Annotated in this window: 7 protein-coding genes; 5 read left to right on the top strand and 2 right to left on the bottom strand. The window is 62.8% G+C overall.

Annotated features, from left to right (window positions below):
- Positions 1–21 precede the first annotated feature (21 nt).
- Positions 22–1,752, top strand: coding sequence for an AMP-binding protein (locus J8I87_RS15870; RefSeq protein WP_209932399.1), 1,731 nt, complete (start codon positions 22–24; stop codon positions 1,750–1,752).
- Between the two features lie 786 nt (positions 1,753–2,538).
- On the opposite strand, the gene J8I87_RS15875 is transcribed toward J8I87_RS15870, so the two are convergent.
- Entirely contained in the window at positions 2,539–3,318 is a 780-nt protein-coding gene (locus J8I87_RS15875) for a transporter substrate-binding domain-containing protein (RefSeq protein ID WP_209932400.1), read from the bottom strand.
- A 172-nt stretch (positions 3,319–3,490) separates the two neighbouring features.
- On the opposite strand from J8I87_RS15875, the gene hemE reads away from it, so the two are divergent.
- Together hemE and J8I87_RS15885 are read left to right on the top strand one after the other, a co-directional pair.
- Complete coding sequence (gene hemE, locus J8I87_RS15880) at positions 3,491–4,594, top strand: uroporphyrinogen decarboxylase (protein WP_209932401.1); 1,104 nt, start codon at positions 3,491–3,493, stop codon at positions 4,592–4,594.
- A 444-nt stretch (positions 4,595–5,038) separates the two neighbouring features.
- Positions 5,039–7,297: a primosomal protein N' gene (locus tag J8I87_RS15885; RefSeq protein WP_209932403.1), complete on the top strand. Its 2,259-nt coding sequence runs from the start codon at positions 5,039–5,041 to the stop codon at positions 7,295–7,297.
- A 401-nt stretch (positions 7,298–7,698) separates the two neighbouring features.
- On the opposite strand, the gene J8I87_RS15890 is transcribed toward J8I87_RS15885, so the two are convergent.
- On the bottom strand, positions 7,699–7,860 hold the full coding sequence (locus tag J8I87_RS15890) for a hypothetical protein (RefSeq protein ID WP_209932404.1): 162 nt from the start codon (positions 7,858–7,860) through the stop codon (positions 7,699–7,701).
- Between the two features lie 374 nt (positions 7,861–8,234).
- On the opposite strand from J8I87_RS15890, the gene putA reads away from it, so the two are divergent.
- Together putA and J8I87_RS15900 are read left to right on the top strand one after the other, a co-directional pair.
- Entirely contained in the window at positions 8,235–12,248 is a 4,014-nt protein-coding gene (gene putA, locus J8I87_RS15895) for a trifunctional transcriptional regulator/proline dehydrogenase/L-glutamate gamma-semialdehyde dehydrogenase (RefSeq protein ID WP_209932405.1), read from the top strand.
- A gap of 88 nt (positions 12,249–12,336) precedes the next feature.
- A complete protein-coding gene (locus J8I87_RS15900) occupies positions 12,337–13,485 on the top strand; it encodes a branched-chain amino acid ABC transporter substrate-binding protein (protein ID WP_209932406.1) in 1,149 nt (382 codons plus the stop codon).
- Positions 13,486–13,519: the final 34 nt, after the last annotated feature.

A 13,519-nucleotide genomic window follows, 5' to 3' on the forward strand; every position in this document is an offset into this window, starting at 1 on the left:
TTCACCTCTGGAGACAACACCATGGCAACGCAGGCTGCAGGAGCGGGCGCGCTCATCGAACCAAAGGACGGGCTCTCATACGTACGCGGATCGACCGACGTGCCTCTGAGCGAGTCGACGGTGGGGCAGTTTCTCGTCGACACGGCACGGCGCTTTCCCGAGCGCCCCGCCGTGGTGTTTCGCGAACAAGATATTCGCTGGAATTGGAGGGAGTTTCTGCAAGAAGTCGACGTCTTGGCGTCGGGTTTGCTGGAGCTTGGCATCCAGAAGGGGGACCGCGTCGGCATCTGGTCGCCTAACCGCTTCGAATGGCTGATGACGCAGTTTGCGACGGCGCGTATCGGTGCTGTCCTCGTCAACATCAACCCTGCCTATCGGCTTGCGGAACTGGAGTACGCGCTAAACAAGGTCGGTTGCAAGGCGATCATTTCGGCAGAGAAGTTCAAGTCGTCGATGTATCTGCAGATGCTGCAAGAACTGGCGCCCGAACTCGCAACGGCCACGCCTGGAGATCTTCACGCGGCGCGTCTTCCGGAGTTGCGCATCGTGATTCGCATGTGCGACGCCGAGACGCCGGGCATGTTGACGTTCTCCGATGTCATCGAGCGTGGGCGGATCGGGCTCGATCTGGGGAAACTCGACGTGATCGGGACGACACTCGACGCAAACGACCCCATCAATATCCAGTTCACGAGCGGCACGACGGGCAACCCAAAAGGCGCCACGCTGACGCATCGGAACGTGGTCAACAACGCACGCTACATCGCGGCGGCAATGCGTCTAACCGAGCAGGATTCGCTTTGCATCCCGGTGCCGCTATATCACTGCTTCGGGATGGTGCTGGCGGTGTTGGCGTGCGTATCGGTCGGCGCGACGATGGTGTTCCCGGGGGAAGCGTTCGATCCGGGCGCGACACTAAAGGCCGTCGCTGATGAAAAATGCACGGCGCTGCATGGCGTGCCGACGATGTTCATCGCCGAGTTGGATCACCCGGATTTTGCGACGTTTGATCTCACGCGTCTGCGCACGGGCATCATGGCCGGGTCCCCATGCCCGATTGAAACAATGAAGCGCGTCGTTTCGCAGATGCACCTCGCGGAAATCACGATCGCTTATGGCATGACTGAGACGAGTCCAGTGTCGTTCCAAAGCTCGACGACCGATCCTTTGGACAAGCGGACAACCACAGTCGGTCGCATTCAGCCGCATCTCGAAGTGAAGGTAGTCGACGCGCTCGGCAACATCGTGCCCGTCGGCGAAACAGGCGAGCTGTGCACGCGCGGTTATTCGGTGATGAAGGGGTATTGGGGTGACGAAGCGAAGACACGTGAGAGCATCGTCGACGGCTGGATGCATACGGGCGATCTCGCGACAATCGACGCTGACGGTTATTGCAACATTGTCGGCCGGCTGAAGGACATGTTGATTCGCGGCGGCGAGAACATCTACCCGCGCGAAATCGAGGAATTCCTATTCCGACATCCGAAGATTCAGAGCGCGCAGGTCTTTGGCGTGCCCGATGCGAAGTACGGCGAAGAAGTTTGCGCATGGGTCGTTCTGCGCGCTGGCGAACATCTCACTGCCGAAGAGCTGCAGGAGTTCTGCCGCGGACAGATCGCCCACTACAAGATTCCTAAATACATCCGTTTCGTCGACGAATTACCGATGACCGTGACGGGCAAGGTTCAGAAGTTCGTCATGCGGGAACGGATGATCAGCGAACTACACCTGAAGGAAGACAAGACGGCTTGACTGGGCGCTGTTGCCAGCTTGCCAGCTGAAAAAACAAACGCCGTGTGCAAGTCACACGGCGTTTTGCTTTCAAGCTAGCCGGCTCGCGCACGAAGACTCAATAGCGCGCAAACGTTTGGCGAGGCAAAAAAAAAGCGGGCCTGGAGCCCGCTAAAAACCACACGCTACGGGGTTAGCGCGAGGAGACCATTGGAGGAACCGACTAATCAGCGCGATCCGCGCCGATCACGACTCCAGCAGAGATGCCCCTATGAAGAGCTTCGGCGCCTGCGCCGACCGACCAAATGGTTGTGCACAAAGACACTGCTACCCGGTCGCATCCTTGCTGAACCCGTGAAAGGCATTGTGGGCGAATTACCCGGCGCGCGCGGTAACAAAGTGTTTCAGGTTGTAACGCCCGTCAGATAAGGCGTTGCGGCATTCTTTACTGCCAAAAACTGCTTTTGAAGTAATAATTACCTATACCTTTTGAGACCACTACGCGCAGTTTCGTCCGTTCGTTCGGAGCGCATATTGCGGTGCGCTATAGCGGTCAATCGTCCGATGCGCCATTTGAGCGCTCCTGTTACGCATTGAATTTCAAATGCTCATACGGATTCCGCGAGCACATGTTTGAGGCAGCCGTGCGCCATGCAACAGCACGTGTATGTTGCAGCGCACAATTCTTCGACCGTCCTCAAGGGTCTTTTCTGAGAACAGACCGACTGTCTGGCACGAAAACATTCGGAAAGCAGCGGCATATCCCGATCGGTAAGTGCGACTGCTCCCTCCGTCACAAACTCGGTGCTATTTCAGCCATCTGTCGGAGATAGCCTGATATTCGCCCGTGGCGCGTGCAAGATGCAGCCACTGATCAACGTACTGCTGAAACACCACATCCCCTCGCGGCACAAGCCACGCTTTCTCCCCATACTGGAACGGCTTGTCCGGATGCACCGCGCACAGCCCCGGATTGAGCTTTTGCTGTAACAGCGTCTCGGACGCATCCGTCACCATGACGTCTGCCTTGCCAGCAAGAATCTGCTTGAAAATAGTGACGTTGTCCGGATAAACGGTGAGAGTCGCGTGCGGGAGGTACTGCTTCGCAAAGCGCTCGTTGGTGCCGCCCGGATTGACGATCACACGAGTGGACGGCCGATCGATTTGCGCTACCGTCTGGTACTTGCCGACGTCGTCGCAACGAACGATGGGCGATTTGCCGTCTACCTGGTACGCGTCGGTGAAGAATGCGCGCTTCTGGCGGTCGAGTGTGGTGGAGACGCCGCCCACAGCGACGTCACACTTCGCCAGGAAATCGTTCATCAGGTTCGACCAGGATGTTTTCACGAACTCCGCCTTCACACCGAGCGATTTCGCCAACGATTCGGTCATATCGACGTCGATGCCCTCGAACTGACCGTCCTGCCTATAAAAGGAGTAGGGCTTGTAGTCGCCCGTCGTGCAGGCGCGCAGCGTGCCGCGCGCGAGAATATCGTCGAGCCTGGACGGTGCAGGTGCGGCACTTTGCGCATGCGCCGCGCCTCCGAAGCACAGCGCGCTTACGAGGACCAAGGTCGCTTTTTTCATTGAATCTCCTTTATCGTTGTTTATCGTGAGTCAACCGAATCGATAATAGCCAGCGCAACTATCCGTGACCATCGACCGGAAGGGATAGGACAAACAGCAATTGCGGGGACCACGGAGGCGGCGGCGGGCGTCCAACGGTTAAAATGGCGCTTTGCCTTCAGTCGCGAGCAACGTGGCCCACAACCTCCTCAACGACACTTTCCTGCGTGCGCTGTTGCGCCAGCCTACCGAGTACACGCCGATCTGGCTGATGCGCCAGGCAGGACGCTATCTGCCGGAGTACAACGCGACGCGCAGCCGCGCGGGCAGTTTCCTCGGGCTCGCGAAGAATCCCGACTACGCGACGGAAGTCACGTTGCAGCCGCTGGATCGCTATCCGCTCGACGCCGCGATTCTTTTCTCCGACATCCTCACGATCCCCGATGCAATGGGTCTCGGCCTCGATTTCCAGGTGGGCGAAGGGCCAAAGTTCGCGCGTCCCGTGCGTACCGAAGACGATGTCGCGCGCCTCGCCGTCCCCGATATCGACAGCACGCTGCGCTACGTCACCGACGCCGTGCGCCAGATCCGCACCGCGCTGACTGACGCGCAAGGTCGCCAGCGCGTGCCGTTGATCGGTTTTTCGGGCAGCCCGTGGACGCTTGCGTGCTACATGGTCGAAGGCGGCGGTTCCGACGACTTCCGGACGGTGAAGTCGATGCTGTACGGCCGCCCGGATCTGATGCATCGCATTCTGGACGTCAATGCAAAGGCGGTCGCCGCGTATCTGAACGCGCAGATCGAGGCGGGCGCGCAAGCGGTGATGATCTTCGATACGTGGGGCGGTGCGCTCGCCGACGGGGTCTATCAACGCTTCTCGCTGCACTACATTCGGCAGGTCGTGAGCCAGTTGAAGCGCGAGCACGACGGCAACCGCGTGCCCGTGATCACCTTCACGAAGGGGGGCGGATTGTGGCTCGAAGAGATCGCCGAGACGGGCGTCGATGCCGTCGGTCTCGACTGGACGGTGAATCTTCGCAAGGCGCGCGAGCGCGTCGGCAGCAAGGTCGCGCTTCAGGGCAACATCGATCCTTCCGTGCTGTTTGCATCGCCCTCGACAATCCGGATCGAGGCGCGCGCCGTGCTCGACAGCTTTGGCAATTTCCCTGGCCACGTCTTCAACCTGGGGCACGGTATTTCGCAGTTCACGCCGCCGGAGCACGTGGCCGAGCTGGTCGATGAAGTGCATCGGCACAGTCGGGCGCTCAGATCCGCGGGCGGCGGCCAGCCGGCATAAAGCGGCTTTGCGACTGTGACGTTTTTGTTGCAACGCAGCGCGCCGGGTTTTCCGCGCGAGGGGGAAAATAGCGTTCCATTGCCCGCCCGCTGGTCCTCTTCGCCTTGTCAAGACTTGACTTATGCACATTTGTCACGCTGCGACGCGGTAGAGGGATAGATCATCGTGCCCGTCTTGAAATATCGTCGTTTTTCTGGTCAATCCCTTGAGTGACAAGGCTTCGCGGGTTCTTAAGACAAATGTGCGCAATCCCACAAAGAGGCTCGCGCGGCGCGGCCTTCGAGACATCGAAGCCGAGTTCTCAACAAAGTTATCCACAGGCAGCCGGGACTTTGCGCATTTCTCGATGCAAATTCAAAACTTAGCGCGGAAATTGAAGTTTTACTTTAAGTCTGACGGTCCCGGCCCTCGGCGTGTGAACCGCTGCCTACGCGAATGGTGCCTATGCGGCCCGACGATCTGACGGGCACCTATGTCCGCGTCGCGCTCGATCATCCACTGCCGACGCTGTTCGACTATCGCTGCGACGCCAGGCGGGCGCCTGCGCCCGGCATGCTCGTCAGCGTGCCGTTCGGCAAGCGGCGTATCGTTGGCCTCGTCATGGAAGTGACCGCGCACAGCGAGGTGCCCGGCGACCGTCTCAGGTCGGTGGACGAAGTGTGCACTGGCTGTCCGCCGCTTTCGGAGCACTGGCTGCAACTCGCGCAGTTCGCCGCTGACTACTATCAGCGCGGCATCGGTGAGGTTGCGTTGCCGGCGCTTCCGCAGGCGCTGCGCGACGCCGCGCGTTGGGCCCGGCTGCTTGCGCCGGAAGAGCGCTACCGATTGCTGCCCGCTGGCCATGCCGCCCTGCCGGATGCGCTGCCCGCCCGCGCCAGCGCGCTGCGTCGGCTGGCGGCGGCGCTTGCGGACGTCGAATCGCTGTCTGCCATCGATGCCCGCGCGCTGCATCCGAAAGCCGCCGTGACGCTCGAAGCGTGGCAAGCCGAAGGATGGGTCGCGCTCGACGTGATCGAGCCATCCGCGCCGCTTCCCGCGCAACATCAAACGCCGCCTGGCTCCGCGCTGCCGACGCTCACGGACGAGCAGGCGGCCGCCGTCGAAGCGATCGGCGACGCGCAAGGCTTCGCGCCTTTCCTGCTGCATGGTGTGACGGGCAGCGGCAAGACGGAAGTCTATCTGCGCGCGTTGGCCGGCTTGCTGGCCGCGAATCCGCATGCGCAGGCGCTCGTCCTCGTGCCCGAAATCAATCTCACGCCGCAATTCGAGGCGGCATTCCGCGCGCGTTTTGCGTCGATGGACGACGCGGCGATCGTCACGCTGCACAGCGGGCTCGCGGAAGGCGAACGCGCCCGCAACTGGTTTGCGGCACACGCGGGACGCGCGCGCATCGTGCTCGGCACGCGGCTCGCGGTGCTGGCGTCGCTGCCGCAGCTGGCGATCATCGTCGTCGACGAGGAACACGATCCCGCGTACAAGCAGCAGGAGGGCTTGCGCTACTCGGCCCGCGACCTGGCGATCTGGCGCGCGAAGCAGCTTGGCATTTCCGTCGTGCTGGGTTCGGCGACGCCATCGATGGAAAGCTGGTGGCAGGTCGACCAGGGGCGTTACAAGCGGCTCACGTTGTCGCGCCGCGCCGTCGCCGAGGCCGCGCTACCCACCGTCCGACTCGTCGATCTCGAAGACGAACGGCGACGCGGACGGGCATCGGTGGAAGGCCTGTCGGGCCCGCTGATCGCGGCGCTGAAAGTGCGCCTCGAACGTGGCGAACAAAGTCTCGTGTTCCTCAATCGTCGAGGCTATGCGCCGCAGCTGGCGTGCGACGCTTGCGGCTGGGTCGCGGGTTGCCCGCGTTGCAGCGCCTATGTCGTGCTGCATAAGCCCGAGCGCGCGCTGCGTTGTCATCATTGCGGCTGGGAATCGCGTATTCCGCGCTCGTGTCCGGAATGCGGCAACGTCGATATCGCGCCGCTCGGAAGAGGCACGCAGCGTGTCGAGGAGGCGCTTGCCAGCGCGGTGCCGGGCGCGCGCGTGCTGCGAATCGACGCCGACAGCACGCGGCGCAAGGGCAGTGCGCAGGCGCTCTTCTCCGACGTGCACGCGGGCGAGGTCGATATTCTCGTGGGCACGCAGATGATCGCGAAGGGGCATGATTTCCGTCGCGTGTCCCTCGTCGGCGTGCTGAACGCGGACACAGCGCTTTTCTCGCACGACTTCCGCGCAAGCGAACGGCTCTTCGCGCAACTGATGCAGGTGAGCGGCCGGGCAGGGCGTGCCGGTCTGCCGGGTGAGGTATTGGTGCAAACGCGCTATCCGCGTCACGCGCTGTACCACGCGCTGGCTCGCCACGACTACGTCGGCTTCGCCAATGCGACACTCGCCGAGCGTCGCGACGCGCATCTGCCGCCGTTCGTCTATCAGGCGATGCTGCGCGCGGAGGGCCGCACGCTGGACGCCGCGCTGGCCTTCCTGCAACAGGCCGCGGCGGCGCTCGCTGAGATTCCCGCCGCGAGCCGCGTAACCGTCTACGACGCCGTGCCGCTGACCATCGTCAAAGTGATGCACGTGCATCGCGCGCAACTGCTGATCGAAAGCGTGTCGCGCGCGGCATTGCAGGCCACGCTGCGCGCGTGGCAACCATTGTTGCGCGCGCTCAAAGGCGTGCTGCGCTGGAGCATCGAGGTCGATCCGCTCGACATCTAGCCGTTTATCGCCATCACGGTAGGCGTTGCCGTCAATATCGCCATCGGTTGCGCGCTGTCCGCGCGCGTGTCCGCACCGTATCGGAATAGCTCGGGGCAGGGCTCATGAGGGCGCCAGCAGTCCTCGACGACAAGATCGGCGCGCAGCCCGGCGCGCGCCGCCCTTGCTGCGCGGATTGCCGGTTCCGCGCCGACGATCGGCATTCACTTGAGCACAGCATTCCGGGCCTCGTTGTTTTCAGTTCGGGTTGCGGCGCCAGTGTCGCTGACAGCCGGCTGTGTCGTGTGCACGATCGACTCGTCGCGCCGCGCGACGGTTGTCGTCAGTCCTTGCCACAGCGTTGACCTTTCCGCGTCGAAGCACCCGCTTCCGAGTGCTCGCCTGCGGCAGGCACGCGGCGCTCAGGCCCGAAACGACTCCGTTTGCTTGCCCTCGCGTTCGTCTTCGTTCACTTCGGCGGCGGCCGGCTTGCTGCGCGACGCGCCCATCGCGCCACGAATGAACAGCACCATGCACGTCGCGAACAGCATCCAGATGCCCGCTACTACGAGCCACTTTTCCATTTGGGTCACCTTGTTATGACTTCAAAACCCCGTACCGTCTGTCATTGCGTACTCCGTTACCCGCTTGATGGGAGGAGTTATAGCGAGACTTTGAACCCCGTACCGTGCGTCGTTGCGCATTCCGTGATCGATATAACGGCGCGATTCGGATTTCAATAAGGGCCGCTCGAAAATAAACCGATCCAGGGAAAATACCGAGCGCAACCGCGTGCATCCCAACGGTGCATGATGGTCTCAAACCCTTGTGCGACAACGCTCACAAGAGGGTGCAACCGAATCATGGAATTGGTTGCACCTTTTTATTGAGAGGGGTACGATTCGGCCAACTTTTTAGTCTTTGGCCGGCGTCCGGCCGGCATGTGAAAGAAGGAAACATGGCGAGCACCACCCTTGGCGTCAAGGTCGACGACCTCCTGCGTACCCGGCTGAAAGATGCCGCCGCGCGTCTCGAACGCACTCCGCACTGGCTCATCAAGCAGGCGATCTTCGCTTATCTGGAGAAGATCGAGCATGGCCAGCTGCCCGCCGAACTCACCGGACATCACGGTGCAACGGAGCTGGCCGACGGCGCCGCCACCGAGTCCGATGAGAGCGACGCATTGCATCCGTTCCTCGAATTCGCACAGAACGTGCAGCCGCAGTCGGTGCTGCGCGCGGCGATCACGGCAGCGTATCGACGCCCCGAGCCGGAGTGCGTGCCGTTCCTGATCGGCCAGGCGCGCCTGCCCGCGAACATCGCCAATGACGTGCAGGCGCTCGCGACGCGTCTCGTGGAAGCGTTGCGCGGCAAGCGTTCGGGCGGTGGCGTCGAAGGGCTGATTCACGAGTTCTCGCTGTCGAGCCAGGAAGGCGTGGCGCTGATGTGTCTCGCCGAAGCGCTGTTGCGTATTCCCGACCGCGCGACTCGGGACGCGCTGATCCGCGACAAGATCAGCAAGGGCGACTGGCGCTCGCACGTCGGCCACGCGCCGTCGCTGTTCGTGAATGCGGCGACATGGGGTCTGATGATCACCGGCAAGCTGGTGACGACGAATAGCGAAACGGGTCTGTCGTCGGCATTGACGCGCATGATCGGCAAGGGCGGCGAGCCGCTGATCCGCAAGGGCGTCGATATGGCGATGCGCCTGATGGGCGAGCAGTTCGTCACGGGCGAGAACATTTCCGAAGCGCTGGCGAACAGCCGCAAGTTCGAAGCGCGCGGCTTCCGCTACTCGTACGACATGCTCGGCGAAGCCGCGACGACGGAAGCCGACGCACAGCGCTACTACGCGTCGTACGAGCAGGCGATCCACGCGATCGGCAAGGCGGCGGGCGGCCGTGGCATCTACGAAGGCCCGGGCATTTCGATCAAGCTGTCGGCGCTGCATCCGCGCTACTCGCGCTCGCAGCAGGAACGCACGATGAGCGAGCTGCTGCCGCGCGTGCGTGCGCTCGCGATCCTCGCGCGGCGCTACGACATCGGCCTGAACATCGACGCGGAAGAAGCGGACCGTCTGGAACTGTCGCTCGATCTGCTCGAAGCGCTGTGCTTCGATCCCGAACTGCAAGGCTGGAACGGCATCGGCTTCGTCGTGCAGGCGTACCAGAAGCGTTGCCCGTTCGTGATCGACTACATCGTCGATCTGGCGCGCCGCAGCCGTCACCGCATCATGGTGCGCCTCGTGAAGGGCGCGTACTGGGATACGGAAATCAAGCGCGCGCAAGTGGATGGCCTCGAAGGTTATCCCGTGTACACGCGCAAGATCTATACGGACGTGTCGTACGTCGCGTGCGCGAAGAAGCTGCTGAGCGCGCCCGACGCCGTTTATCCGCAGTTCGCGACGCACAACGCGCACACGCTGTCGGCCATCTATCACCTCGCGGGACAGAACTACTATCCCGGCCAGTACGAGTTCCAGTGCCTGCACGGCATGGGTGAGCCGCTGTACGAAGAAGTCACGGGCCGCGACAAGCTGAACCGTCCGTGCCGCGTGTATGCGCCCGTCGGCACGCATGAGACGCTGCTCGCGTACCTCGTGCGCCGCCTGCTCGAAAACGGCGCGAACACGTCGTTCGTGAACCGCATCGCCGATGAAAGCGTGCCGATCAAGGAGCTCGTCGCCGATCCCGTGGAAGAAGCGTCGAAGGTCACGCCGCTTGGCGCGCCGCACGCGAAGATTCCGCTGCCGCGCAATCTGTACGGTGTGGAGCGCGTCAATTCGATGGGCCTCGATCTGTCGAACGAACATCGACTCGCGTCGCTGTCGTCGGCGCTGCTGGCGAGCGCGCATCATCCGTGGCGCGCGGCGCCGATGCTCGAAGACAACGAGATCGCCGTCGGCAACGCGCGTGATGTGCGCAATCCGTCCGATCATCGCGATCTCGTAGGCACGGTTGTCGAAGCGACGCCGGAACACGTGAGCGCCGCGCTCGCGCATGCGGTCGCCGCCGCGCCGATCTGGCAGGCGACGCCCGTCGAGGCGCGCGCCGATTGCCTTGCGCGCGCCGCCGATCTGCTCGAAGCGCAGATGCATACGCTGATGGGCCTCGTCGTGCGTGAAGCGGGCAAGTCGTTGCCGAACGCCGTTTCCGAAATCCGCGAAGCGATCGACTTCCTGCGTTACTACTCGACGCAGATCCGCGACGAGTTCTCGAACGATACGCATCGTCCCCTGGGCCCTGTTGTGTGTATCAGCCCGTGGAATTTCCCGCTGGCGATCTTCATGGGACAGGTGGCCGCCGCGCTCGCCGCAGGCAACACCGTGCTCGCCAAGCCGGCGGAGCAGACGCCGCTGATCGCCGCGCAGGCCGTGCGCATTCTGCGTGAAGCGGGCGTCCCCGCAGGCGCCGTGCAACTGCTGCCGGGCGATGGCGAGACGGTCGGCGCCGCTTTGGTCGCTGACGCACGTACGCGCGCCGTGATGTTCACCGGTTCGACGGAAGTCGCGCGCCTCATCAACAAGACGCTGTCCAACCGTCTCGACCCCGAAGGCAGGCCGATTCCGCTGATCGCCGAAACGGGCGGCCAGAATGCGATGATCGTCGATTCGTCGGCGCTCGCCGAGCAGGTGGTCGCTGACGTGCTGCAATCGTCGTTCGATTCGGCCGGTCAACGTTGCTCGGCGTTGCGCGTTCTCTGTCTGCAGGACGACGTCGCGGACCGCACGCTCGAAATGCTGACGGGCGCAATGAAGGAACTGGCCGTCGGCAACCCGGACCGTCTGTCGATCGACGTCGGTCCCGTGATCGATGCCGAGGCGAAGCGCGGCATCGATGCGCACATCGCCGCGATGCGCGAGAAGGGTCGCAAGGTCACGCAGATGCCGATGCCCGAAGGTTGCGCGGCCGGCACGTTCGTGCCGCCGACGCTGATCGAGCTCGACACCATCGACGAACTGAAGCGCGAAGTATTCGGCCCGGTGCTGCATGTCGTGCGTTATCGCCGCAGCGCGCTCGACAAGCTGCTCGAACAGATCCGCGCGACGGGTTATGGACTGACGCTCGGCATCCATACGCGTATCGACGAGACGATCGCGCATGTGATCGGCCGAGCGCACGTAGGCAACATCTACGTGAACCGCAACGTGATCGGCGCGGTGGTCGGCGTGCAGCCGTTCGGCGGCGAAGGGCTGTCGGGCACGGGTCCGAAGGCGGGCGGCGCGCTGTATCTGCAGCGTTTGCTCGCGACGCGTCCGGCTGGTTTGCCCAAGTCGCTCGCGCTGACGCTGACCGTCGACAATACGCAAGGTGCGCCTAATGGTGGACAAAGCGGTGGACAAAGCGGTGGACAAAGCGGTGGGCAAAGCGGTGGGCAAAGCGGTTCCCAAAACGGCAACGGCACAAGCGATAATCCTGCGGCTGCGCTGACGGCGCTGCGCGACTGGCTGATCGCTGAACGCGAGCCGGTGCTGGCCGCGCGCTGCGACGGGTACCTGTCGCACATTCCGGCGGGCGCGACGGCGGTGCTCACCGGTCCGACGGGCGAGCGCAACACGTACACGCTCGGCGCGCGCGGCACGGTGCTGTGCGTCGCGTCGACGGCGAGCGGCGCGCGCGTGCAGTTCGCGGCGGCGCTTGCGACAGGCAACAAGGCGCTGTTTGAAGGCGCGGCGGGCGAGCAGCTTTACGCCGCGCTGCCGGCGACGCTAAAGCAGTACGCTGGCGTCAAGAAGAATGCGGAAGCATCGTTCGATGCCGTGCTTTTCGAAGGCGACAGCGACGAACTGCTGACGCTCGTGAAGGATGTCGCGAAGCGCACAGGGCCGATCGTATCGGTGCAGGGCGTCGCTTCGGGCGCGCTGCAAAGCGGCGATGAGGATTACGCACTCGAGCGTCTGCTGACGGAACGTTCGGTGAGCGTGAATACGGCCGCAGCAGGCGGTAATGCGAATTTGATGACGATCGGCTGAGCGAACCTTGCTTGATCGATTCAAAAAAATGGCGCGAGACGGCGACCCCGATCACCGCGCCGTCCACACCTGGTATCAAGGAGAAGATATGCAACATACGATGAAAAAGCTGGCAGGCGCGACGCTGTTCGCGGCCATGTCGCTGGCGGGGACTGCGCACGCCCAGCAGGTCGAAGACGTGAAGATCGGCTTCGCCGGCCCGATGACGGGCGCACAGGCGCACTACGGCAAGGACTTCCAGAACGGCATCACGCTCGCAGTCGAAGACATGAACGCGACGAAGCCGGTGATCGGCGGCAAGCAGGTTCGCTTCGTGCTGGACGTGGCCGACGACCAGGCTGACCCGCGCACGGGTACGACGGTCGCGCAGAAGCTCGTCGACGACAACATCAAGGGTATGCTCGGCCACTTCAACTCGGGCACGACGATCCCGGCATCGCGCATCTACGCGAACGCTGGTATTCCGCAGATCGCAATGGCGACGGCGCCGGAGTATACGCAGCAAGGTTTCAAGACGACGTTCCGCATGATGACCTCGGACACGCAGCAAGGCTCCGTTGCGGGCACGTTCGCTGTGAAGAGCCTGGGCATGAAGAAGATCGCGATCGTCGATGACCGCACGGCTTATGGCCAGGGTCTCGCCGACCAGTTCGAGAAGGCAGCGAAGGCTGCGGGCGGCACGATCGTCGATCGCGAATTCACGAACGACAAGGCCGTCGACTTCAAGTCGATCCTGACGAAGCTGAAGTCGGTTCAACCTGACCTTATCTACTACGGCGGCGCCGATTCGCAGGCTGCGCCGATGGTCAAGCAGATGAAGACGCTCGGCATCAAGGCTCCGCTGATGGGCGGCGAGATGGTCCACACGCCGACCTTCCTGCAAGTCGCAGGCGATGCAGCCAATGGTACGGTGGCTTCGCTGGCTGGCCTGCCGCTGGAAGAAATGCCTGGTGGCAAGGACTACGTCGCGAAGTACAAGAAGCGCTTTGGTGAAGACGTTCAGACGTACTCGCCGTACGCTTACGACGGCGCGATGGCGATGTTCGACGCAATGAAGAAGGCCAATTCGACGGATCCGGCGAAGTATCTGCCGCTGCTCGCGAAGACCAGCATGCCTGCCGTGACGACCAAGGATCTCGCTTATGACACCAAGGGCGATCTGAAGAACGGCGGCATCACGCTGTATAAGGTCGTTGACGGGAAGTGGACGACGCTGCAGAGCGTCGGTGGCAAGTAAGTTATTTTGCCTTGCGGCGTTCGAGTTGAATTTC

This window comes from Paraburkholderia sp. LEh10 (assembly GCF_017814945.1).
GTDB lineage: Bacteria > Pseudomonadota > Gammaproteobacteria > Burkholderiales > Burkholderiaceae > Paraburkholderia.